This window comes from Geobacillus subterraneus, assembly GCF_001618685.1.
Lineage (GTDB): Bacteria > Bacillota > Bacilli > Bacillales > Anoxybacillaceae > Geobacillus > Geobacillus subterraneus.
The window spans coordinates 826819-849519 of the sequence record NZ_CP014342.1 but is presented as its reverse complement, the minus strand read 5'-3'; the positions used below and the strand labels follow the sequence as shown (position 1 = coordinate 849519).

Annotated in this window: 23 protein-coding genes; 4 read left to right on the top strand and 19 right to left on the bottom strand. The window is 53.5% G+C overall.

Annotation, left to right across the window (positions count from 1 at the left end; all coding sequences use genetic code 11):
• The 10 genes from spoIIIAF to GS3922_RS04090 all read right to left on the bottom strand — a co-directional run bounded on the left by spoIIIAF (position 1) and on the right by GS3922_RS04090 (position 6803).
• Complete coding sequence (gene spoIIIAF, locus GS3922_RS04135; protein ID WP_063165311.1) at positions 1–612, bottom strand: stage III sporulation protein AF; 612 nt, start codon at positions 610–612, stop codon at positions 1–3.
• An 11-nt stretch (positions 613–623) separates the two neighbouring features.
• Positions 624–1787 carry a stage III sporulation protein AE gene (gene spoIIIAE / locus GS3922_RS04130; RefSeq protein WP_063165310.1) on the bottom strand — a complete coding sequence of 388 codons (1164 nt, stop codon included), beginning with the start codon at positions 1785–1787 and terminating at the stop codon, positions 624–626.
• Between the two features lie 12 nt (positions 1788–1799).
• Positions 1800–2186 carry a stage III sporulation protein AD gene (gene spoIIIAD / locus GS3922_RS04125; RefSeq protein WP_063165309.1) on the bottom strand — a complete coding sequence of 129 codons (387 nt, stop codon included), beginning with the start codon at positions 2184–2186 and terminating at the stop codon, positions 1800–1802.
• 21 nt (positions 2187–2207) lie between these two features.
• Positions 2208–2414 carry a stage III sporulation protein AC gene (gene spoIIIAC / locus GS3922_RS04120; RefSeq protein ID WP_020960538.1) on the bottom strand — a complete coding sequence of 69 codons (207 nt, stop codon included), beginning with the start codon at positions 2412–2414 and terminating at the stop codon, positions 2208–2210.
• Between the two features lie 16 nt (positions 2415–2430).
• Complete coding sequence (gene spoIIIAB / locus GS3922_RS04115) at positions 2431–2943, bottom strand: stage III sporulation protein SpoIIIAB (protein ID WP_063165308.1); 513 nt, start codon at positions 2941–2943, stop codon at positions 2431–2433.
• Positions 2940–3857, bottom strand: a complete 918-nt coding sequence (spoIIIAA, locus tag GS3922_RS04110) for a stage III sporulation protein AA (protein WP_063165307.1) — start codon at positions 3855–3857, stop codon at positions 2940–2942. The genes spoIIIAB and spoIIIAA overlap by 4 nt, the downstream gene beginning before the upstream one ends.
• Before the next feature lie 61 nt (positions 3858–3918).
• Positions 3919–4200, bottom strand: a complete 282-nt coding sequence (locus GS3922_RS04105; RefSeq protein WP_063165306.1) for a YqhV family protein — start codon at positions 4198–4200, stop codon at positions 3919–3921.
• Between the two features lie 178 nt (positions 4201–4378).
• Positions 4379–4936 carry an elongation factor P gene (efp, locus tag GS3922_RS04100; protein WP_011231892.1) on the bottom strand — a complete coding sequence of 186 codons (558 nt, stop codon included), beginning with the start codon at positions 4934–4936 and terminating at the stop codon, positions 4379–4381.
• A 27-nt stretch (positions 4937–4963) separates the two neighbouring features.
• Positions 4964–6025 carry a M24 family metallopeptidase gene (locus GS3922_RS04095; protein WP_063165305.1) on the bottom strand — a complete coding sequence of 354 codons (1062 nt, stop codon included), beginning with the start codon at positions 6023–6025 and terminating at the stop codon, positions 4964–4966.
• A gap of 247 nt (positions 6026–6272) precedes the next feature.
• Positions 6273–6803, bottom strand: a complete 531-nt coding sequence (locus GS3922_RS04090; protein WP_063165304.1) for a YqhR family membrane protein — start codon at positions 6801–6803, stop codon at positions 6273–6275.
• A 195-nt stretch (positions 6804–6998) separates the two neighbouring features.
• Here GS3922_RS04090 and GS3922_RS04085 point away from each other — a divergent pair, with 195 nt between their 5' ends.
• Together GS3922_RS04085 and GS3922_RS04080 are read left to right on the top strand one after the other, a co-directional pair.
• Entirely contained in the window at positions 6999–7922 is a 924-nt protein-coding gene (locus tag GS3922_RS04085; RefSeq protein ID WP_172796437.1) for a DUF1385 domain-containing protein, read from the top strand.
• A 22-nt stretch (positions 7923–7944) separates the two neighbouring features.
• Positions 7945–8301 carry an SA1362 family protein gene (locus GS3922_RS04080; protein ID WP_063165302.1) on the top strand — a complete coding sequence of 119 codons (357 nt, stop codon included), beginning with the start codon at positions 7945–7947 and terminating at the stop codon, positions 8299–8301.
• Between the two features lie 108 nt (positions 8302–8409).
• Here GS3922_RS04080 and GS3922_RS04075 read toward each other — a convergent pair whose 3' ends face one another.
• Together GS3922_RS04075 and mntR are read right to left on the bottom strand one after the other, a co-directional pair.
• Complete coding sequence (locus tag GS3922_RS04075; protein ID WP_063165301.1) at positions 8410–9294, bottom strand: patatin-like phospholipase family protein; 885 nt, start codon at positions 9292–9294, stop codon at positions 8410–8412.
• An 87-nt stretch (positions 9295–9381) separates the two neighbouring features.
• Positions 9382–9807: a transcriptional regulator MntR gene (gene mntR / locus GS3922_RS04070; RefSeq protein ID WP_063165300.1), complete on the bottom strand. Its 426-nt coding sequence runs from the start codon at positions 9805–9807 to the stop codon at positions 9382–9384.
• A 411-nt stretch (positions 9808–10218) separates the two neighbouring features.
• On the opposite strand from mntR, the gene GS3922_RS04065 reads away from it, so the two are divergent.
• Positions 10219–11451: a dicarboxylate/amino acid:cation symporter gene (locus tag GS3922_RS04065; RefSeq protein WP_063165299.1), complete on the top strand. Its 1233-nt coding sequence runs from the start codon at positions 10219–10221 to the stop codon at positions 11449–11451.
• Between the two features lie 256 nt (positions 11452–11707).
• Here the strand turns inward: GS3922_RS04065 and GS3922_RS04060 are convergent, their stop codons facing one another.
• From GS3922_RS04060 to GS3922_RS04050, 3 genes are all read right to left on the bottom strand, one after another.
• Positions 11708–13120 carry a LysM peptidoglycan-binding domain-containing protein gene (locus GS3922_RS04060; protein ID WP_063165298.1) on the bottom strand — a complete coding sequence of 471 codons (1413 nt, stop codon included), beginning with the start codon at positions 13118–13120 and terminating at the stop codon, positions 11708–11710.
• 114 nt (positions 13121–13234) lie between these two features.
• Complete coding sequence (locus GS3922_RS04055) at positions 13235–15808, bottom strand: vitamin B12-dependent ribonucleotide reductase (RefSeq protein WP_063165297.1); 2574 nt, start codon at positions 15806–15808, stop codon at positions 13235–13237.
• Between the two features lie 256 nt (positions 15809–16064).
• Positions 16065–16901, bottom strand: a complete 837-nt coding sequence (locus GS3922_RS04050) for a lipoate--protein ligase family protein (protein ID WP_063165296.1) — start codon at positions 16899–16901, stop codon at positions 16065–16067.
• A 212-nt stretch (positions 16902–17113) separates the two neighbouring features.
• Here GS3922_RS04050 and GS3922_RS04045 point away from each other — a divergent pair, with 212 nt between their 5' ends.
• Complete coding sequence (locus tag GS3922_RS04045; RefSeq protein ID WP_063165295.1) at positions 17114–17488, top strand: rhodanese-like domain-containing protein; 375 nt, start codon at positions 17114–17116, stop codon at positions 17486–17488.
• A gap of 57 nt (positions 17489–17545) precedes the next feature.
• On the opposite strand, the gene GS3922_RS04040 is transcribed toward GS3922_RS04045, so the two are convergent.
• From GS3922_RS04040 to gcvPA, 4 genes are all read right to left on the bottom strand, one after another.
• Positions 17546–18736: an ROK family transcriptional regulator gene (locus GS3922_RS04040; RefSeq protein WP_063857356.1), complete on the bottom strand. Its 1191-nt coding sequence runs from the start codon at positions 18734–18736 to the stop codon at positions 17546–17548.
• A 30-nt stretch (positions 18737–18766) separates the two neighbouring features.
• Positions 18767–19750: an aldo/keto reductase gene (locus GS3922_RS04035; RefSeq protein ID WP_063165293.1), complete on the bottom strand. Its 984-nt coding sequence runs from the start codon at positions 19748–19750 to the stop codon at positions 18767–18769.
• 148 nt (positions 19751–19898) lie between these two features.
• Positions 19899–21362: an aminomethyl-transferring glycine dehydrogenase subunit GcvPB gene (gene gcvPB, locus GS3922_RS04030; RefSeq protein ID WP_063165292.1), complete on the bottom strand. Its 1464-nt coding sequence runs from the start codon at positions 21360–21362 to the stop codon at positions 19899–19901.
• On the bottom strand, positions 21355–22701 hold the full coding sequence (gene gcvPA, locus GS3922_RS04025; RefSeq protein WP_063165291.1) for an aminomethyl-transferring glycine dehydrogenase subunit GcvPA: 1347 nt from the start codon (positions 22699–22701) through the stop codon (positions 21355–21357). Before gcvPA ends, gcvPB begins: the two co-directional genes overlap by 8 nt.

Sequence of the window (22701 nt, the reverse complement as noted above, 5' to 3'; positions counted from 1 at the left end):
CTATTCCCTCCCCTTAAACTGTACGGCAATTTTATTTTCATCGACTTCCCATTTGCCGGCGAGAAAGGTGCGCACCTCTTCGGCCAGCGAAGCATCGCCCTCAGGCGGAACCGGCGGCTTCGTCGTATCGATGATGACCGGCTCCACCGCCCCGGCAGGCTGTTGTTTAGAAAGTACGACTTCGATCGTCTTGATGTCATCCGGCATGCGCCAACCTTCTTTGTTATCGGCGTAAACATTGACATCAGCCTTCAATCCATACTTCCCCATCAACTCCTCGTTTGCGTCGTTTTCCAGCTGGACAGCCATTTGTTCTAAAATATATGCGCGTTGCGAAGCTTGTATTTCTTTTTTCTGCTGCTCGATTTGATTTTTTATCGCTTCATCGCCGGTTTGGCCATCGGAAAAACGGGCGAGTGCCGAAGCGACGAGCTGTTCCGGGTCAATCGAGGCGAGCCGGAGCACCGGCCCGAGCATCACAAGCAGCAGCATGAGTCCGATGGCCATTTTGACATATTTTTGCATCGTCCCGGACGGCAGCAAAAAGTCGATGATAATGGCAAACAGCAAAAACAAAATGATGTTCGTAACCCATTCAATGACAAACTGCATACCGTCTCCCCCTAGCGGACCATCATCGTAATGTTCCCGGCCATGACCATGACCGTTAGGCTGAGGAAAAACATGAGCGATACGATGAGCAGCGCCGCCAACACATAGGCGATGCTTTTGCTGATGATGTTAAGGCACGAAAGCACCGGCCCGCCGCCAAGCGGCTGCAATAAGGCGGCCGATAGTTTGTAGACGATGACGATCGCGAAAATTTTCACCGCTGGAAAGAGGGCAATCATTAACAAAATCGCTACCCCGACTAGCCCAACGGCGTTTTTCAGCAACATGGAGGCGGCGACGACCGTATCGGCGGCATCGGTAAACAGTTTGCCGACGACCGGGATGAAATTGCCGGTGACAAATTTCGCCGCTCTTAAAGCGACGCCATCCGCCACCGCCGCCGTCGTCCCGCGCACTGACATGACGCCAAGAAAAACCGTTAAAATGATGCCGAGCAAACCAAGCGCGACTTTGTTCAGCAAATCGGCGAGCTGGGTCGCCTTGTACCGGTCGCTGAGCGTACTGACAACGGAAAGCAGCGCCGCCAGCAACAAAAGAGGCAATGTGACATATTCGATGACCGTGCCGGTCGTGTTCATTAAAAACAAAATGATCGGGTGAAAAAACGCCGCCGATACGATCCCGCCGGAGGAAGCAAGCAGCGCGAGCAGCAGCGGGATGAGGGCGATGATGAAATGGCTCATCGTCTGCACCGCTTCAAGCGCATAGCTGGCTGCGAGGCGGAAGCTGTTTAAGGCGATCAACAACAACACCATATACACGACCGCGTGGGCGATTTTGCTCACTTCCTGTTGGGCGAACGCATTTTGCAACGATTGCAGCACGGTGCTGAACACAGCAAGCAAAATGAGCGTGCCGAGCAGCTTGCCGTTTACTTGCAGTTCGTAAAACAAGTAGCGGGCGAGCGCCTTCAGCCATTCGACCGGTGACCATTGCTTATCGCCGCTTAAAAAATCGGTGATCGGTCCTTTTTCGCTTTCCGGCAAAAAGCCGCCGTATTCGTTGACGATCGTTTCCCAATAGCGGCGGATGTCGCTCACGTCGAGCCGGGCGAGCTGCTCGCTGACGGACGGCTCGTAACTTGCGGCTTGTACGACCAACGGGCAAAAAAAGAGAAACAGCAGCCCGGCAATGAGGAACGCTGTCCGCTTCAATTCGTCCCCTCCTTATCGCGCTGCCGGAATCAGGCTAATGACCGCTTCAATAATGGCGGTCAAAATCGGAACGGCAAGCGCCAAAATGACGATTTTGCCGCCGAGCTCAATTTTGGCGGCGATCGCTCCTTGGCCGGCGTCCTTGGAAATTTGTGCGGCAAACTCGGCAATGTAGGCAATGCCGATAATTTTCAACATCGTTTCCAAGTACACCATTTGGATATGGGCGCCTTCCGCCATTTCCCGCAGCATCAGCAAAATTTCACTAATCTGGTCGACAAGCAGCAAAAAAATGGTGCAACCGACAAAAACGGTCAATAAAAAAGCGAGGTTCGATTTTTGCTCCTGCAGCAATACCACCAAAAACGTCGCAATCAACCCGAGACCGACAATTTGCAAAATGTCAATGGCCGATCCCCCCTACCCGCGGAACAAAAAGACGTCTTTAATTTTTTGAAACAAATCGCTCACAATCGAGGCGACCATAAACAAGATGTAAATAAAGCCGAGCAGTGTCACCCATTGGGCGTATTCTTTCCGCCCCATCTGATCGAGCACCGTATGCAAAAACGCGATGACGATGCCGACGCCGGCGATTTTTAAAATGATATCGACATCGATGCCCATTCGTCCTGCCTCCTGTCTACATGAGTAAAATGACGAGCAGTAGCCCGGCCAACACGCCTAAACTTTTCGCCATTTTGGCGTAGCGCGCCTGGTTGTCGAGCGCTTCTGCTTCCTCCCGCTCCAGATGGGCGAGCGCCAAGGCGATTTGTTTTTGCTGCGTGAGCCGGTCATACTGGCCGAGCGTGGCGCCAAATTGCTTCATCACTTCCAACTCTCCTTGTTTTAGCGCCGTTTTCCCCCATAGGGCTTGCAAGCTTTTTTCCCATGCCTCCACCACGCTCGTCTCCTCGGTGCGCAGCGCCTCGGCGAACCGAAAAAACAGCTCGCACATCGGAGCAGCCGTTTGCCGGGCGATATGCACCGACGCTTCAGCGAGCGGCGTATGCCCGTACATCACTTCCGCCTCGAGCGCCCTAAGCGCTGCTTTCAGCTGGCGGAGCTGGCGCGGCCGCTCATACAACATGCGGGCGGCGGCAAATCCCGTCCATGTCGAAGCGGCAAGAATCAACAAGGCACCGAGCCATTTCATCGGCTCACCACCGCCCGTTCATACAGCACCGCCCCGCTGGCATCGAGAATGCGCCGGATCGCGCCGGGACGAGGGATGTTCGTCAGTTCAATAAACCGTTCAAATACTTTTTGTTCCATCACCGGGCCGAGCGTCGGCCGCTGCCAGACGTCTTTGACGCTGCGGCCGTGCACGGTCGTCCATACAGAGACGCCGGCGTTCGCCGCCTCGAGCACCGCTTCGCTGTCTTCTTCGCGCCCGATTTCATCGACGATGATGACATCCGGGCTCATCGAGCGGATCATCATCATCATCCCTTCCGCTTTCGGACACGCGTCCAACACATCAAGGCGCGGACCGAATGAAAACTGCGGAATTCCTTTCACACAGCCGGCGATTTCCGAACGCTCGTCAACGATCGCCACCTTTTGCGCCGGGATGCGCTCTGTTCCGCTGCTGATGAGGCGCGCTGCATCGCGCAGCAGCGTCGTTTTTCCGGTTTGCGGTGAACCGATGATCATCGTGTGGCGCCAGCGCCCTTCATATACGTACGGAATCAATGGATTGGCGATGCCGACCTGCTCTTTGGCGATGCGGATATTAAAAGAGGCGACATCGCGAATGGCCTTCACCTTGCCGCCTTCCGTGACGACCTTGCCGGCGAGCCCGACGCGATGTCCCCCTTCGATCGTCATAAACCCGCGTTTGAGCTCCTCTTCGACGGCATAAATCGAATAACGGCTCAATTTATTCAGCAACTGTACGCCATCTTCTTTCGTCACTTCATACGGCAATAAGCGGGCCGTTCCGTTGGCGATCACCTCAAGCGGACGGGAAACGCGGATGCGGATTTCTTCGATGCCGTGACGCCATGAAGGGAGCTGCTGCACCGCTGCAGCGATCGTTTTCGGCAAAATTCCCCATACCGCTTCCATGGCCCTCCCCCTTTTCCTGTGGACTAGTTCATATGTATGGGCGGAATATGCCGTTTATTCCTTACTTGTAAATGGCAAACAAAATGATCGCCACCCCAAGCACGACGAGCCCAAGCCGGGAAAACGAAAGCTCGTCCGCGAGCGAAAGCAGTCCGATCGCCATCGTCACGATCATGACGGTCGGACCGACGACAGCGAGCGCAGCGTTAATGGCGAGCGCTTTTTTGACGTCGTTGAACGCCAGCATCAACAGCGCCGCACTGAGTTCAACGAGCGCCGACAACATCCGCATGCCGGCCATCGCCAAGACGGATGGATCGATCGATCGCAGCCAATGTTTCATGTGTCCCTCCTGTTTTGAAATGGGATTGATTAGTACAAACGTATGCGGGAACAAGCCGTTTCAGAAGAAGTTTTTGGCGGTGAAAATGAGGACGGACAGCGAAGCGGTAGCCATTTCACGCATAAAAAACAGCACCCGTCCGGAAAGTTCCGGAGAGGTGCTGTCCCTTCTCAGCCGCTTACGCCCGCGAAACGTACGTGCCATCAGCTGTGTTAATGATGAGCGTGTCGCCTTCATTGACGAAAAACGGCACTTGAACGACAAGGCCGGTTTCGAGCTTGGCCGGTTTCGAACCGCCGGAAGCTGTGTCGCCTTTGATGCCCGGTTCTGTTTCAACGACTTTCAATTCGACGGTGTTCGGCAGCTCGACGCCGATCGTTTCGCCTTGATACATCATGATAAACACTTCCATGTTTTCTTTCAAAAACTTCAACTCATGCTCGATTTGTTTCGCCGGCAGCTCGATTTGTTCGTACGTTTCCATATCCATAAAGACGTGCTGGTCGCCGTTGGCGTACAAATATTGCATTTTGCGCGTATCAATTTGCGCCCGGTTTACTTTTTCACCGGCGCGGAACGTCCGCTCTTGAATGGCGCCGGTGCGCAAATTGCGCAGCTTCGAACGGACGAACGCCGCCCCTTTGCCCGGCTTGACATGCTGGAACTCAAGGACGCGCCAAATTTCGCCGTCGACCTCGATCGTAAGCCCTGTGCGAAAATCGTTCACTGAAATCATTGACCGAAATCCTCCTCACGCAATCCATTATAAAATGATTAGTTCTTTTGGCGAATGAGTGAGCGCCTCGTTCCCGTCAGCGGTGATGACCGCATCGTCTTCAATGCGCACCCCGCCAAGCCCCGGGATGTAAATGCCCGGCTCGACAGTGACGACCATGCCTGGCTCAAGCACGACATCCGAACGGAACGAAAGCGCCGGCCCTTCGTGAATCTCAAGGCCGATGCCATGGCCGGTCGAATGGCCGAAATAATCGCCATACCCTTTTTCACGGATGTAATCGCGCGTTAACGCATCCGCCTCTTTGCCGGTCATGCCTGCCTTAAGACCGCTCATGCCGCGCCGCTGCGCCTCAAGGACGATATCATACATCGTTTTCAGTTCGGCGCTGATGTCGCCGACGGCGACCGTCCTTGTGAGATCGGAGCAATATCCTTTGTAGTAAGCCCCGAAATCAAGCGTGACAAGCTCACCGCGCTCAATCGTTTTCTCTGACGCCACCCCGTGCGGCAGCGCCGAGCGGTAGCCGGACGCGACGATCGTATCAAAGGAAGAAGAAGACGCTCCTTGCTTGCGCATAAAAAACTCGAGCTCATTCGCCACTTCGATTTCTTTGACGCCCGGACGGATGAACGACAAAATATGGGCAAATGCCGCATCGGCGATTTCTGCTGCTTCCTTTAATATCTTAATCTCTGCTTCCGACTTAATCAAGCGCAACGTTTCCACTACGTTCGACGTCGGCACAAGCTCGGCGCTGACCGCCTCCTCATACGCTTTGTATGCTGCGTACGTGACGTCTTGCTGCTCAAATCCAAGTTTGCCGATGCCAAGCCGCTTTACTTGTTTCGCGATTTCTTCAACGATCGGCCCGCTATGTTGCACAATCTCAAAGCCCTCGACTTGTTTGGATGCTTGCTCGACATAGCGGAAGTCGGTAATAAACACCGCCCCTTCGCGGCTGACAAGCGCGACGCCAGCCGTGCCGGTAAACCCCGTGATGTAGCGGCGGTTGTAGCTGTTTGTCACTAAAAGACCATCAATATGCCGCTCCTCAAGAAGCGTTCGAAGTTTTTCCAGCTTTTCCATCCCTCATTCTCCTCTTCCCATGGAATTTGCCCCCGCCTGTCGGTTGGCCATGAAGGGGGCTTTTCGGCCGCGACCGCGCCAAAGGCGGCACGATGCGCCGGTTTCATACGGCCGCTTGTCACCAGCCATCACGCAATACCAAACCTTGTGAAAACCTTCTTTATTTTACCATAGAGAGGAAAGTTTCGCTATACGTCGGTTTGACAGAGAGGCGCGCCCTTTGCTCAAACAACATAGGGACGCTTCGTCAGCTTCCTTCCTTCGCCGCCTCTTTCCCGGCGCTTTGGGATGGCCGGTTCATTTCCTGCGTCTCAAAGGAAATCGAATAGCCGACGAACACGCCGTATAAAATGTATAGGCAAAGCGTCGTAATCACTGTATTCGGCTCTAAATCAGCGACCGGCTGAACATTCGGAAACAACGGATTGAACAAATAGAAAACAACCGCCCACAGCGCCGCACCGTATAAAATGCCCGCCCACATGCCGCGAATGTTCCGCAGCAACGCGTAGTAAAGGAGCGCCGCCGCAATGGAAATGACACCGATCAACGCGATGGCTACATAGTTGCCTGTTTTTCCGTATTTCCAGTCGCCGGCCACCCAAGGAATCAAAACCATGTTTGGACTGATTTCGCTAAAGTTGAAAAAGTACGCCAAATAGCCGATTAAGCTCCAAAACACCCCGCCGACAAACCCGATAATGAGCGTTTTTTGCAAGAGCGTCATGGGCCGCTCTCTTTTCTCCTGCTCGAGCTTTCCTTTTTGTTCCGCCATCATGCTGCACCTCCTTGTCCGTTAGTATGACCTACAGCCGGCCACCCCATGAATCAAGCGAAAAAAATGATTACTTCCGTGTAAATAATGGATTTTTTGGAAATCATAACAGTAACATCAACCTAGAGGTTTCCGAACGTTTCTTGTAGAATAAAATAATAAACATAAAAATAGGTTGGTGTTTGCTTGATGAAAACAATGGATAAACCGTTATACGGCGGCCAGGCGGTCGTTGAAGGAGTGATGTTTGCCGGCAAAACGCACTCTGTCACCGCCGTTCGCCGCAATGATGGAACGATTGAATACTTTTCCTTGCCGCGCCGCGCCAATCCGACGCTGGCCGCCTTTAAGAAAATCCCGTTTGTCCGCGGCATCATCGCCATTATCGAAGCGAGCGCGAACGGGGCAAAACATTTACAGTTTGCGAGCGAACGGTATGAGGTGGCTCCAGGGGAGGAGCAGGCGGATGAGGAGCGCAGCTCCAAACTGACGCTTATTCTCGGCGCCGCAGCCATCGGTGTGCTGTCGTTTTTGTTCGCCAAAACGATTTTTACGCTCGTCCCGGCGCTCGCCGCCGCCTCGTTCAAACCGCTCGTTCCTGGGAGGATAGGGCAAATTTTGCTTGAAGGGGTTTTTAAGCTGGCTCTATTGCTCGGCTATATTTACTTTATTTCGTTAACGCCGCTTGTGAAGCGCGTTTTCCAATATCACGGCGCGGAACATAAAGTGATCAACGCTTATGAAGCAGGCTGGCCGCTGACCGTCGAGCACGTCCAGCGCGCCTCGCGCCTTCACTATCGGTGCGGCAGCAGCTTTATTTTATTTACCGTCATCGTCGGCTTGTTCCTTTATTTGTTCGTGCCGACCGATCCGCTTTGGCTGCGGATGGTTAACCGGCTCGCTTTAATTCCGGTCGTGCTTGGCGTTTCGTTTGAAGTATTGCAGTTTACAAATAAATTGAGGGATGTTCCGCTGCTGCGCTGGCTCGGCTACCCCGGGCTATGGCTGCAGCGGCTGACGACAAAAGAACCGGACGATGATCAAGTGGAAGTGGCCATCGCCTCATTTCAGCGGCTTCTTCATTTGGAAGCGGAAGCCGAAGCGAAAAAAGCAGTGCAGTAATTGATTCAAGGGGGTGGATTCATTGCGGCGCAGGGCCATTCACCCGCTCGTCGGGCTCATGATCTTGCTTGGAACGCTCGGCATTGTCTATACTCTTTTCGCCCATCCGACGGTGCTGTTCCGTCAGCTGTTGTTTGTTGCGCTGTTTGTAGCCGCGATTTATCTCTTTTACCGTTTCGTGTACCAACGCCGCACCGATAAAGAACGGTGGTCGTACTTAAAAGCGGTGCGGCAGTCGAAAAAGCTCCATCCCCGCTCCGGGCGCAAGCAGCCAAAGCCGGCAAAACTGAAACGGCCGCTGAAAAAGCGGACCGCGACCCCGCATTTAACCGTGATTGACGGAAAAAAAGGCAAAAAAAAGAATCGAGCTTCGTTTTAGCTTGATTCTTTTTTGTTTGCCGCCGTCCGCGTGAGGCAGGCGGCGCTCCTTGACGCGCATTATTCGCTTTTTCGCACCGCAAGTGCTGCAGCCTTCGCCGCTCCCTGCCTAGTACGCCCATTGCCGCAAAAACTGCCGCGTCCGCTCGCGCCCGTAATCGATGAGGCGCCGGCGCGCCTCGAGGTCGACGGAAAACTCGGTCGACATCACGTTTTCCACCGGTAAAAAGACAATGTTTTTTTCATGGCGGCGCGAAATGTAGCGGGCATCATGCGCCTCTTTCATCGCCGCAAACAGCGCCTCATACAAATCTAACGCATTGGTGATTTTTCGTTTCGGCCGCTCGCCCGGCTTGGCGCTCAGCTGGATCCCGAGCACCGGCCGCTTTTTCGTTTTCTTTTCCTCATCAAAGAGAAAAAGCGGAAAGTTGCTGAGCACCCCCCCGTCGACGATGAGAGACGTGCCGTTTTGCCCGCGGAGGCGAACCGGTTCGAAAAAGTACGGGATGCTAACGCTCATCCGCACCGCCTTGGCGACCGAAAATGAGCTCGGGTCAATGCCGTACGCGTTCAAATCGTCCGGCAGCACGACGATGCGCCCGTTTGTGACGTCGGAAGCGACGATATACAAACTGCCGGCCGGCACATCTTGAAACGTCCGCACCCCGCGGGCAGCAAGCACCGACTCAAGCCACCGTTCAAGCGCTTTTCCTTGATAGAGGCCAAGGTGCCAGTAGAGGCGCACCCACTTCCAGACCGGGAAAGGAATCCATGACGCCCGTTCATCCAACAACCGCTCAAATTCCAACTCCTCAAGCAAGTGCATAACCTCGCGGGCGCTGTAGCCTGCCGCGAGCAGCGCCGCCAGCAGCGACCCCGCACTCGTCCCAGCAAGCCGCTTCCAGCGCAGCCCTTTTTCCTCAATGGCTTCGTACGCGCCAAGCAAGGCAAATCCTTTCACCCCACCGCCGGAAAAGACGATGTCAATGTCCACCGCTGCCTCTCCTTTCTCGCCGTTTATACATATGTAAGAAGAACGAGAGGCGTTTAGTACGGAAAACAAAAAAGAGCAAGCAGCGGCTTACTCTCCTTGCTCATTGCGCTTTTGGACATTGCGGAGCGCTTCCACCCGGCGTTCGTCCTCTTGAAAATATTGCACTAAATCGCCGATCCGGTCAATGGCGTTCCAGCTCAAATGATGTTCAATCCCTTCCACGTCGCGGTAAATGTTTTCTTCGTGGACGCCGATCAAGCGGAGAAACTGCTCAAGCAGCTCATGACGGTAAACGAGCCGCTGGCCGATTTTCTTCCCTTTCGGCGTCAGGACGAGGCCGCGGTATTTTTCATACACTAAATATTCATCCTTATCGAGCTTTTGCACCATTTTCGTCACTGAGGAGGGATGAACGGATAGCGCCTCAGCGATGTCAGAGACGCGGGCATAGCCCTTCTCTTCGATCAATAAATAAATTTGTTCGATATAGTCTTCCATGCTTGGTGTCGGCAACGCATGTCCCCTCCTGCCACATTCGCCTGCCATCCTTCCCCAGCCCATACACACCGCTAGCGTTCCCGGCAGGTCAAAAAATAGCAATCAATCCCATTATACCATGAAGAGGACTTTACGTAAAATACTGTACTTGAGCGGGTACGACAGCGCCTCCGGCTCGAAATACACAAGTTTGGGCACAAACGGTTTCACTCGTTTCCCTCCAAGCTGTCCATATTTTGATGTTAGTATGGTTCAAAGATGGAGGAAAATCGCACGCTTCTTTCAGTTGACATCATTTTTCGGTTGCACCTGGATCAACTGCTTGCTAAACATGATTCTAATCTAAATAAAAAATTCTACCTTGTTAAGGTACGAAATGTAAGATACAATAACATTACATTTTGTTAAAAACATTGGAGGGATTGTATGAAGCTATCGTTAAAAATCATTATTGCACTGATACTTGGATCCATCGTTGGACTAATATTCAACCTTTTCTTCCCTCAACCATTCGATACAGTAAACGCCTATGTTTTTACACCGCTTGGGAAACTCTTTTTAAATTTAATTAATATGATCGTCGTGCCCATTGTCTTTTTTTCCATCGTATTAGGGACAGCCGGATTAGGAGACCCAAAAAAACTCGGGCGAATTGGAATAAAAACCATTTCGTATTTCCTCATCACTACAGCCATCGCCATTGCCATTGGCATTTCATTGGCGTTAGTAACCAAACCTGGGAGCGTCGGCGACTTTAACACCAGTCAGGCTCAATTTGAACCAAAAGAGGCACCACCTGTGTCAGAAACTTTATTAAACATTATTCCAAAAAACCCCGTTCAGGCATTTGCAGAAGGAAACATGCTGCAAATTATCACTTTTTCCATATTTGTTGGGTTTGCGCTTTCCATGTTGCGAGAAAAAACAGCTGGCTTGTTCAAACTCATCGAGCAAGGCAATGAAGTGATGATGTATTTGGTCACTGTCATTATGCGGTTTGCCCCGTACGGTGCATTCGGCTTAATCGCCTCCGCCGTCGGCAGCCAAGGAACGGACGCCATCCGCTCGATGGGAATGTACATGTCCGTCGTTCTTTTCAGTTTGATCATCCACATGCTGTTCACATACGGCTCATCGCTCTACCTGTTTGCTAAACGCAATCCATTCTCCTTTTTTAAACAGTTCGCTCCAGCGATGGGCGTGGCGTTCAGTACATCAAGCAGCAACGCAACGCTGCCGATTTCGATGAATGTCGCTCAAACGAAACTTGGGGTGCCAAAACATATTAGCAGTTTCGTGCAGCCATTAGGAGCAACCATCAATATGGATGGCACGGCCATTATGCAAGGGGTCGCCACTATATTTATCGCTCAAGCTTACGGTATCGACCTCACGATCTCGCAATTGGCAACAGTTGTATTAACGGCTGTATTGGCGAGCATTGGAACGGCCGGTGTACCTGGTGTCGGATTAGTGATGTTGGCGATGGTGTTGAATTCCGTCAACCTTCCTGTCGAAGGAATCGCATTGATCATCGGCATCGACCGGCTTTTGGATATGGCTCGCACTGCTGTCAATATTACCGGTGACGCCGCTTGCGCCGTAATCGTTGCCGAAACAGAGAAGAAGTACGCAGGAGTGGGTACAAAAGCGTCCTAATTAGGACGCTTTTTTCTTCCCTCGTTTGCACTGTGAAGCCCATAGGGAAGAGCCGCGACGTTATTTCACTAGCCAGCGATCACCGCATGTTTTACACGATGCAAACGTAGTCATCGAATACGCAGGTAAAAATATAGCAGGTAAAAATATATGCGAATAAGACTCGCCATTTCCCCACTGAAAAACCGCTCAAACTTCAAAATACAAAAGAAAAGCGCATGCCCAATAACCGGCGCATACGCTCTAGCCGTCCAGCTTATCCCCGTTTCCGAGTGCGGAAATTGTCTTCCAACAGCACCCAGTTTTCCGGATACGGATACCCGAGCACCCAGTAGCTGATCCCGCGCAATCCGTATTCTTTCACTAAGTCAAATTTCGCCAACGCGCTGCGGGCGTCTTCAAACCATACTTCGTGTTGGCGGCCTTGTTCGTCCGTGTAGCGGTAAAACGGCGAGGCGGCCGCCGCATCGTATTGGATCGACGCTCCGTAACGAATGGCGCGCGCCACGGCTTCTTTCGGGCTGAACGTTTCCGCCTCTTGCCCTGGCACGTGCGGCAGCACCCAGTCGCGGGCATAAATTTGAAATCCCATCATGATTTTCTCCCGCGGAATCACGGTCACGGCATAATCAAGCACGCGCCGAATTTGGTTCACCGGCGAAATGGCTTGCGGCGGCCCAAACCGATAGCCCCACTCGTACGTCATAAGCACGACGAAATCGGCGATGCGCCCATGGGCTGGATAGTCGTGCGCTTCATACAGCAATCCTTTTTGTTCCGCGCTGATTTTGGGAGCGAGCGATGTCGATAACCAATATCCTTCCGCGTGAAGCCGAGCCGCCGCCCGCCGCAAAAACGCATTGTACCGCTCGCGGTCGGACGGGTAGACATTTTCAAAATCGACATTCAGCGCCCGGTATCCTTTCGCCCGCATCACTTGAATGATGTTCTCAAGCAATCGTGTTTGCAGCGTGGCATCAGCCAAGATCGTCTGCGCCAATCTTGAACCCGGATCCTGATACGTAAAGTTGGTGATCGTCATCATCGGCACGACACGGGCGGCAAAAGCGGCCTGAATGATCGCCACATCATTGATGGGATTCAGTCCGCCATCAGCGCGGATCGTATAGGCGAACGGGGCGGCGTACGTCAAATGGCGGCCGACTTCGCGCACTTGCTCCGCCCCTTTCTCCCCTTGGTCGATCGTGAAGGCGTTCACCTCGATGAGCGGTTTGGCCGGCGGAATGACGAGCCGCTGTCCGGGAGTGATGACATTCGGATCAGCGATGGGATTGAACTCGATGATTTGCTGGACGCTGACTTGATAAGCGGCAGCAATTTGCCCTAACGTTTCCCCGGTGCGCACCGTATGAATGCGAGCCGGAATCAACAACAGCGCGCCGGGATAAATGAGCGCCGGGTTGGCGATCCGGTTCGCCTGCACGATGGCTTCGACCGTCACTCCATACGCGCGGGCGATCTGCCATAACGTTTCCCCTGCACGGACGGTATGATAGCGATACGGCACCGGAATGACCACCGCCTGCCCGATGGCGAGCCGGTTTGGGTCGTCTAGCTCATTGGCGGCAATCAGCCGCTCGAGCGGGACGCCGTAGCGGCGGGCCAGCTGCCAAAGCGCTTCCCCGCGCTGGACGACATGAATAATCATCACGACTCCCCCTTTCGTTTCTCCTCCCTTTTATCACTATATTTTTCCTCCCCCGTTTTATGTAAAAAAACGCCGGTTTCCCAATGGAAACCAGCGTTTTCCGGCCCTAACCGGTTACAGCCCGCATTTCAGCTGAGCACCGCAGCTCGTGCACGTATTGCAGCCGCCGATTTCTTCGACCGTCCCTTCCCGACAGATCGGGCAAATGTTGCCGATTTCCGAGCCGATCGTCACATCGGTGGCGCGCACATCTTGAATCGTATCGACAAGAACGACGGTGCGTTTCTTCGCCTGTTCTTCCGTTTCTTCCGGAATGAGTTCCAGCTGCTCTTCAACCGTGTTTTCTTCCGCTTTCAGCGTCAACACTTGCGCATCGCGGCTGCCGTCGACATAGACGGTGCCGCCTTTCGCGCCGCAGCGCCACAGCCGCTCATATACTTTTTGCACTTGTTCGACCGTGTAGCCTTTTGGCGCATTGACCGTTTTCGACAAGCTCGAGTCGACCCAGCGCTGGATGATGCATTGCACATCAGCATGCGCTTCCGGCGGCAAGTCCATCGCTGTCACAAACCAATGCGGCAAGTGGTTCGGATCGGCTTCCGGATGCTTGTCTAAATATTCTTGGACGATATCGGCCTTCACTTCGATGAACTTGCCGAGGCGGCCGCTCCGGTAGTATGCGAATGAGAAGTACGGCTCAAGCCCGGTCGAGACGCCGACCATCGTTCCGGTCGATCCCGTTGGCGCCACCGTCAGCAAGTGGGAGTTGCGAATGCCGTATTGTAAAATAGCTTGGCGAATGTCTTCCGGCATCCGTTTCATATAGCCGGTATTGATGAACGCTTCGCGCAGCCGGCGCGTTTCTTCGTCCGTCTCACCGACAAGGAACGGGAAGCTGCCTTTTTCTTTTGCCAGCTCAATCGATGCCCGGTAGGCGGTCGTGGCGATCGTGCGGAACAGTTCATCCACGAGTTCGTTTCCTTCTTCAGAGCCATACTCTTTTTCGCAATAAATAAGCAAGTCCGCGAGCCCCATGACGCCAAGGCCGATGCGGCGCTCACCGAGCGCTTGCTTTTTGTTTTCCTCAAGGAAATACGGCGTAGCATCAATGACGTTGTCTTGCATCCGCACACCGATCTCAACCGTGCGTTTCAGTTTTTCATAGTCGACGACTTTCCGTTCTTTATCGACCATGTTTGCCAAGTTAATGGCGGCGAGGTTGCAGACAGAATATGGCGCTAAAGGTTGTTCCCCGCATGGGTTAGTCGCAACGACTTTTTGTCCGTACGCGCGGGCGTTCGTCATTTCGTTCGCATTGTCGATGAAGAAAATGCCCGGCTCGGCTGAGTACGTCGCGCAAATGTTAATCAGCTTCCAGAGCTCGCGAGCGCGGATTTTTCGGTAGACGCGGACGCGGTAGCCCATTTTTTCCCATTCGCGCACATCGCCAACTTCATGCCATTTTTCGTTGTAAATGCGCATTTCTTCTTCGGAATAGGTTTCTACATCCGGGAAGCGGAGTGCATACTCATCGTCGTTTTCGACCGCCTCCATGAACTCTTTTGTCAGGCAGACCGAAATGTTCGCACCGGTTAAAAAGTCAGGATTATGGACGGTATATGTACCGCCGGTGCGCAGTTTTTCTTCGGCGTCTTTAATGATTTCTTCGGTAAAGCCGCCGTAGCCGGGTTCGTTTTTGTAGCGGACGATCGCTTCGTACATCGCCCGTTCCCGGTCGGTGAGCGGCGTGAATTTCAGTTTGTCGCGCGCTGCTTTTTTGATGCCCTCATCTTCCATATTCTCGAGCAGGTAGCGCAAGATGCGCGGGTTTTGCATTTTCGAGACGATAAATTCGATAATGTCCGGGTGCCAGTCGGCAAGCATGATCATTTGGGCGCCGCGGCGGGAGCCACCTTGCTCGACAAGGTGGGTCAGCTTGGCAATGTCATCCAACCACGAAACCGACCCGGACGATTTGCCGTTTACCCCGCGCGCGAGCGTATGGCGCGGCCGCAATGTCGAACCGTTCGTGCCAACCCCGCCGCCGCGGCTCATAATTTCCATTACCTGCTTTCGGTGTTCGGAAATGCCTTCCCGCGAATCTTTCACAAACGGCATCACATAGCAGTTGAAATACGTCACTTCCTTGCCCGAACCCGCCCCGTACAACACGCGGCCGGCCGGGACAAAATTCATGCTCGAGAGCTCCTCATAAAACTTGTGGAACCACTCGCTGCGCTTTTCCGCCGTTTCCTCTACAGCAGCAAGCCCAGTCGCGTTCCGTTTCGCAATTTGTTCATAAAAAATTTCCAGCGGCTTGTCGATAATGTCGAGCGAGCGGAAGACAATGCCGGTTTCTGCCTCTTCGCCTTCGAGCACATGCCGGTACTCGTCCTCGATCAACACATGGGCCTTTTTCGCCTCCCAGTCGATGTCGACGATAAAGCCGAGCCCGCGGGCCGGAAATTTCGGGTCCTCCTTGATCGTCAACACGACAAAATCGCCCGGTGTGAGCGTCAGCTTTTCCGTATCCTTAAACGAATACCGGTCAAGCATCACTAAACGGGACACGCCTTTATGGGTGATGTGCATATCCGGCGTAATCGGATGCACTTGCGGAAACAAGCGAATATCCTCGTTTAGCTTTTCCATATTGATTTTCATTTTTTCAGACGACGCCACCGTCATTCTCCTATCTCTCCTCTTTTATATAATCTCTCACGTTTTGGCAAAGTTGTCCTGTCTTCTCTACCTTACCATATCAATCAGAAAAAAACAATATATAGTATGATTTTTTGCGAAAATCATACTATATATTGTGATTGAGAACAAATGATTTCGTTTTTGTCAAGCAGAAAAAAAGGCAAAAAACGGCGAAAAGCGGAGAAAACCGGATGAATGGTGCCGTTTTTGCCGAAAAATGAACGATTTTCCATGTTGCTGCCTAGCGCTTAAAGTTCCATTCGTCGCTTTCGTACTTTGTCCGCGCCAATTCCTCGACATACGCCAACTCTTCAGCCGTCAGTATATATGGCTCCAGCACGATGTCCAAGCCCTTTTCAAACCCTTTGTAAAACGCCTCTTTCGCTTCCTCGATCGTTACCGTCCGCTCCGTCAGCTCGTTGATCGCGACCGCCTTGTTTTTAAAATTGCGCTGAAGCCGCTCTTTTACCCGTTCGTTCGGGTATTTAAACAAGCTGAACAACAGCTCTTCGTCCAAGTCAAGCAAAATCGAGCCGTGCTGCAAAATGACGCCCTTTTGCCGCGTTTGCGCGCTGCCGGCCACTTTCCGCCCTTCGACAACGAGCTCATACCACGACGGCGCGTCAAAGCAAACGGCGGAACGCGGGCTGCGCAAATCCGCTTTTTCTTCTTCCGTTTTCGGCACGGCAAAATACGCGTCAAGCCCAAGAAAACGGAAACCTTCTAAAATGCCTTGGGAAATGACACGGTACGCTTCTGTGACCGTCTGCGGCATATCCGGATGCGATTCTGAAACGATTACGCTGTACGTCAATTCTTTGTCATGCAAGACGCCGCGCCCTCCGGTCGGACGGCGGACGAAGCCGAGGCCGTGGCGCTTGACGGCTTCTAAGTCGATTTCTTTCTCCACTTTTTGAAAATAGCCGATTGACAATGTGGGCGGATTCCAACCGTAAAAACGGACGGTGGGCGGAATTTTCCCCGCGCTATGCCAATCCAAAAGCGCCTCATCAAGCGCCATATTAAACGACGGTGAACGGTCGCCAGAATCGATAAAGCGCCATACTTCTTTTGCCATCGTTTCACCTTCTCTACGATTTCAAACATGCCATATCGGGCGTTGCGGCGGCTTGTCCATAAGTCACGCTAAACCGCCTTCTCTGCCGCCTTTACTAGTTTAGCAAACAACGCCTGCCAAGGGAAGAAAAATGCCATTAGGAAAATACTTTGCTTCTAAGCGGCAACTTTATATAATAGGAATAGTGGACGAAGGGAAAGGAGGCCTAACGGGTGGAAGCATTGCTCATCATTCTTGGCGCAATCATCGTGTATTCCGTCATCACCTATTTATGGCAACGCCGAATTGTCAAAGCATTGACGGAAGAAGAGTTCCGCGCCGGCTACCGAAAAGCGCAATTAGTCGATGTCCGCGAACCGGACGAGTTTGCGGCTGGACATATTTTAGGGGCGCGCAACATTCCGCTTACCCAGCTGCGCATGCGCATGAAAGAACTGCGCAAAGATCAGCCGATTTATTTATATTGCCAAAATGGGCTGCGCAGCGGGCGGGCCGCGCAAATGCTCTACCGGAAAGGATACCGCAACTTGTATCATTTAAAAGGCGGATTCAAAAAATGGACAGGAAAAATAAAGAAAAATGCCTAGATATTAAAAAAGGGCGCTCTGCTAGAAACAGCAGGCGCCTCTTTTCATTGGCATCGGCTAGAGCGCCGGCTCAAATTCCGGCGGCAGAACGACCGCTTCTAACACCGACGCAGCCGCGCCGATGGCGCAGCTTTTTTCTTTCAGCTCCGAGGCAATCATATACGGCTCGCTTTCTTTTTTGACGAGAATGCGCTCCCTCACCTCTTTGCGCGCTGCATCAAGCACGAAATCACCGGCCTGAGCAAGCGGGCCGCCGATAATGACCGCCTCCGGGTTGTACGCATAAATCACCTGCAGCAGCCCGATGCCGAGATAGCGGCCCGTTTCTTCCAAAATGCGCGCCAGCTGGGCATCGTTTTCGGCCGCCAGCGCCATCGCCGCGATGGAAAAGCGGTCGTCAAGCCATTCTGTACGCCCCTCTTCCGCCAAACGGCGCTTGATATATTTTTCCGACGCGTACATTTCCCAGCAGCCGATGTTGCCGCAGTTGCAGCGAGCGCCGTTTAAGTCGATCGTATGATGGCCGATTTCCCCCGCCAGCCCGTTCACCCCGCGATACAGCTGATGATGCAAGACGACGCCGGCGCCGATGCCGATGCCGGCGCTAATATAAACAAAATGGGCAAATTCCTTGCCGGCGCCGAACCATTTTTCCCCAAGTGCCGCCAGCTTCGCCTCGTTTTCGACGATGACCGGATATTGCGGCCACCGTTTTTGCAAAGCCGAAGCGAGGGCGACATCATCCCAGCGCAAGTTCGGGGCGAAAATGACTGTCCCGCTTTCTGTGTGCACGACGCCGGGGACGCCGATCCCGATTCCCATCACGCCGTACGGCGTCGCCGGCGCCCGGCGGATGGCCGCCTCAATCAACTCGATCATTTCACTGACAATTGCCTCCTGTCCCTCCTCCGGGCGGAACGAACGCCGCTGCTCCCAAATGATTTCGGCGTTTAAGTTCGTCAAGACGGCGTATAAATAGTTGACGCCAAGCTCAACGCCGACGAGCGAGCCGGCATCGGCGTTAAAGCGGAGCATGAGCGGCCGGCGTCCGCCGGTCGAAACACCGATGCCGCTTTCATGAACGAAGTGTTCAGCGATCAGCTCGTCGACGAGGGCGGAAACGGTCGCTTTGTTCAAGCCAGTCGTTTTCGCAATGTCGGCGCGCGAAATCGGGTGCTGGTCGCGAATGAGTTTCAACACAAGCTGTTTATTCATTTTTTTGACAAGAGTAATGTTTCCTGTCCGCACGTGACTAGTCATCCTTTTTATCTTATTTGTTTAGTATGCCCCGCGAATGTGCGGATGCACTTCGGTTTCATAAAACTGGCGAAGCCGCGCCATTTCTTCTTCGCTGAACGATGGCACCGCCAGCGCCGCCAAGTTTTCTTCGACTTGTTTCACCGTTTTAAAGCCCGGAATGGCGCACGTCACTTCTTCATGATCAATGACCCATCGGAGCGCCGCTTTCGCCATGCTGCCGCGCCCATCGGCAATCCAACGCAGCTTGTCGGCGAGCTCCACCCCTTTTTCAAACTCCAAACCGCCGAACGTTTCCCCAACATTAAACTGTTCACCGTTGCGGTTGAAACGGCGGTGGTCATCCTCAGCAAACGTCGTTTGCTTCGTGAACTTGCCGGTCAGCAGCCCGCTGGCGAGCGGGAGGCGGACCAAAATGCCGACGCCGCGCCGTTTCGCCTCCGGAAGCAGGCGCTCGAGCGGCTTTTGCCGCAAAATGTTGAAGATGACTTGCAGCGCGCTTGCCTGCGAATGCTCGATGACGTACAGCCCTTCTTCCATCGTTTCGACGCTGACGCCGTAATAGCGGATTTTTCCTTCCTGCTTTAACTTCTCTAACACTTCAAACACGGCGCCTTGCTTTAAAATGGCAAACGGCGGGCAATGAATTTGATACAAATCGATCGCCTCGCGGCCGAGCCGTTTCAAGCTTGCCTCACAATATGCGCGCACGGACGCTTCGGAATAGTTGTCCGGGTCATGGATATCGCCGGCGCGGCAAAACTTCGTCGCTATGTAGATGCGGTCTTCCTTCCCTTTTGTCGCCTTCGCCAACAGCTCTTCGCTATGGCCGTTGCCGTACACATCAGCCGTATCAAAAAAGTTAACCCCCTGCTCGATGGCGTAGGCGAGGGCGCGCAACGATTCTTGATCGTCGACTTTCCCCCACGAGCCGCCGATCGCCCACGTACCGAAGCTGAGTTCGCTCACTCGAAGGTCGGTATTTCCTAACTGCCGGTATTGCATGTCTCACTCCCCCTTATTGATGGATCATTGCCATTAGTTTATATGATAAACTAACTAAACTTTTCTGTCAACGCTGCAATAGCGGCGCAGCCGGCCTAAACGAAACGGCCCGCCCATTGTTGGACGAGCCGTTTGTCGGTATCAGTGATCAGTTTCTCGGTTTTTGATAGCGCAAAATCGGCTTGCGCGCCGCGGTCGTTTCATCGAGCCGCTTGACAACGGTCGTATGCGGCGCTTCTTGGACGATCTCCGGGTTTTCTTCCGCTTCCTTGGCAATTTGAATCATCGCATCGATGAACGCATCGAGCGTTTCTTTCGATTCCGTCTCGGTCGGCTCGATCATCATGCACTCTTCGATGATGAGCGGGAAGTAAATCGTCGGCGGATGGAAGCCGAAATCAAGCAGCCGCTTGGCGATATCGAGCGTTCTGACTCCGAGCTTCTTTTGTCGTCTGCCGGAGAGGACAAACTCGTGCTTGCAATGGCGGTCATACGGCAAATCGTAATAGTCGGCAAGCCGGCGCATCATATAGTTGGCGTTTAAGACGGCATACTCGCTCACCGCTTTTAAGCCGTCCGGCCCCATCGAGCGGATGTACGTGTACGCCCGGACGTTAATGCCGAAGTTGCCGTAAAACGGCTTGACGCGGCCGATCGACTGCGGGCGGTTATCATCGAGATAATAGCCGTTTTCCCCTTTGGCAATGACCGGCTTCGGCAAAAATGGGATGAGATCGGCTTTCACCCCGACCGGCCCGGAACCTGGACCTCCGCCGCCGTGCGGGCCGGTGAACGTTTTATGCAAGTTCAAATGGACGACGTCAAAGCCCATGTCGCCCGGGCGCGCCTTGCCGAGAATGGCGTTTAAGTTCGCGCCGTCATAGTACAGCTTGCCGCCCGCCTCATGGATGATTTGTGCCATCTCGACGATTTGCTCTTCAAACAGCCCGAGCGTGTTCGGGTTTGTGAGCATGAGCGCCGCTGTATCCGGGCCGACGACGCGTTTTAAATCCTCTAAATCAACAAGTCCGTCAGCGGTCGAGCGGACCGTCACTGTTTCAAAACCGGCAACGGTTGCCGACGCTGGATTCGTGCCGTGCGCCGAGTCGGGAACGATCACTTTCGTCCGTCCGAAGTCGCCGTTCGCTTCGTGATAGGCGCGGATCATCATCAGCCCGGTCCACTCGCCGTGAGCGCCGGCGGCCGGTTGCAACGTAACCGCATCCATCCCGGTAATTTCTTTTAAGTGCTCTTGCAAGTCGTACATGAGCTCAAGCGCTCCTTGCACCGTTTCCTCCGGCTGCAGCGGATGGATGTGGGCAAATCCGGCGAGACGGGCGACATTTTCATTGATTTTCGGATTGTATTTCATCGTGCACGACCCGAGCGGGTAAAACCCGGAATCGACGCCGTGGTTTCTCTTCGAGAGCGCCGTATAATGGCGCATTAAGTCGAGTTCCGACACTTCTGGCAGCTCCGGCTCCTCGGTGCGGAAATAATCCGCCGGCACAAGCTCGCTCACATCAACAGCCGGAACATCAAGCGCCGGCAGGCTGTAGGCAATTCGTCCTGGCTTGCTCCGTTCGAAAATAAGCGGTTGATCGTTATGCATGGCAATCCCCCAATTCGTTTACGAACCGATCGATTTCTTCCTTCGTCCGCAGTTCCGTGACAGCAATAAGCATATGGTTGACGAGCTCCGGATAATCAAAGCCAAGGTCGTAGCCGCCGATGATCCCTTTTTTCAGCAAGCGGGCATTGACATCATCGACCGGCTGGCCGAGCCGGATGACAAATTCGTTGAAAAATGGACCGGCAAACGGCGACAGCAAGCCGCGTTTTTCGAGCTCGCTTTTCGCATAATGCGCCTTTTGCATGTTCATCGCCGCCATCTCTTTCACGCCCCGCTTGCCGAGCGCCGAGAGCGCCACTGAAGCAGCCAAGGCGTTTAACGCTTGGTTTGAGCAAATGTTCGATGTCGCTTTATCGCGGCGGATGTGCTGTTCGCGCGCCTGCAGCGTCAAGACAAATCCGCGGCGCCCGTCCTCGTCGGTCGTCTGTCCGACAAGACGGCCCGGAATTTTTCGCATGAGCGGCGCTTTGACGGCGAAATAGCCGCAATGTGGGCCGCCAAACTGCATCGGAATGCCAAACGGCTGCATATCGCCGACGACGATGTCGGCGCCAAACGCCCCAGGCGGAGTCAACACACCGAGGGCGAGCGGGTTGCTGGCGACAACGAATAAACTTTTCTTTTCATGAACGAGCGGCTCGATCGCTTTTAACGGCTCGATTTGGCCGAAAAAGTTCGGATATTGGATTACGACGCACGCCACATCGTCTCCCATTTCGGCTGCGAGCGCCTCAAGATCAGTAACACCGCCGTTATACGGAATTTCTTTCACCTCAAGCTGCTGTCCTTTTGCATACGTGCGCACGACTTCGCGATATTGCGGATGGACGGCGCTAGAGAGGAGCACTTTGTTCCGTTTCGTATGGGCGGCGCTCAGCAACACTGCTTCTGCGAGCGACGTGCCGCCGTCATACATCGATGAGTTGGCGACGTCCATGCCGGTCAGCTCACACACCATCGTTTGGAACTCGAAAATCGCCTGCAGCTCGCCTTGCGAAATTTCCGGCTGGTACGGCGTATACGCCGTGTAAAATTCGGAACGCATCAAGACGTGGTCGACGACGGCTGGAATATAATGGTCGTATACTCCGGCGCCTAAAAAGGAAACGTGTTGTTTCGCATTGGCATTTTTGTCCGCCAGCGCACTTAACTCTTTCCACAGCTCCGGCTCCGATTTCGCCGGTTTCACATTCAGCTCGCCGCGGAAGCGGACTTGTTCCGGAATGTCGGCGAACAGCTCATCGATCGAGGCAACACCGATCGTCTTCAACATTTCTTGCTTGTCTTCTTCCGTCATCGGCAAATAACGGTGGAGCAC

Bases quoted from the DNA above. Each gene is read 5' to 3' on its own strand.
- GS3922_RS04035 (WP_063165293.1), bottom strand. From the start codon at position 19,750: ATGCAATACCGGCAGTTAGGAAATACCGACCTTCGAGTGAGCGAACTC.
- spoIIIAC (WP_020960538.1), bottom strand. From the start codon at position 2,414: ATGGGCATCGATGTCGATATCATTTTAAAAATCGCCGGCGTCGGCATC.
- spoIIIAB (WP_063165308.1), bottom strand. From the start codon at position 2,943: ATGAAATGGCTCGGTGCCTTGTTGATTCTTGCCGCTTCGACATGGACG.
- GS3922_RS04090 (WP_063165304.1), bottom strand. From the start codon at position 6,803: ATGATGGCGGAACAAAAAGGAAAGCTCGAGCAGGAGAAAAGAGAGCGG.
- GS3922_RS04065 (WP_063165299.1), top strand. From the start codon at position 10,219: ATGAAGCTATCGTTAAAAATCATTATTGCACTGATACTTGGATCCATC.
- GS3922_RS04050 (WP_063165296.1), bottom strand. From the start codon at position 16,901: ATGGCAAAAGAAGTATGGCGCTTTATCGATTCTGGCGACCGTTCACCG.
- GS3922_RS04095 (WP_063165305.1), bottom strand. From the start codon at position 6,025: ATGGAAAAGCTGGAAAAACTTCGAACGCTTCTTGAGGAGCGGCATATT.
- GS3922_RS04055 (WP_063165297.1), bottom strand. From the start codon at position 15,808: ATGACGGTGGCGTCGTCTGAAAAAATGAAAATCAATATGGAAAAGCTA.
- efp (WP_011231892.1), bottom strand. From the start codon at position 4,936: ATGATTTCAGTGAACGATTTTCGCACAGGGCTTACGATCGAGGTCGAC.
- GS3922_RS04085 (WP_172796437.1), top strand. From the start codon at position 6,999: ATGGATAAACCGTTATACGGCGGCCAGGCGGTCGTTGAAGGAGTGATG.
- gcvPB (WP_063165292.1), bottom strand. From the start codon at position 21,362: ATGCATAACGATCAACCGCTTATTTTCGAACGGAGCAAGCCAGGACGA.
- spoIIIAF (WP_063165311.1), bottom strand. From the start codon at position 612: ATGCAGTTTGTCATTGAATGGGTTACGAACATCATTTTGTTTTTGCTG.
- GS3922_RS04060 (WP_063165298.1), bottom strand. From the start codon at position 13,120: ATGATTATTCATGTCGTCCAGCGCGGGGAAGCGCTTTGGCAGCTGGCC.
- GS3922_RS04105 (WP_063165306.1), bottom strand. From the start codon at position 4,200: ATGAAACATTGGCTGCGATCGATCGATCCATCCGTCTTGGCGATGGCC.
- spoIIIAA (WP_063165307.1), bottom strand. From the start codon at position 3,857: ATGGAAGCGGTATGGGGAATTTTGCCGAAAACGATCGCTGCAGCGGTG.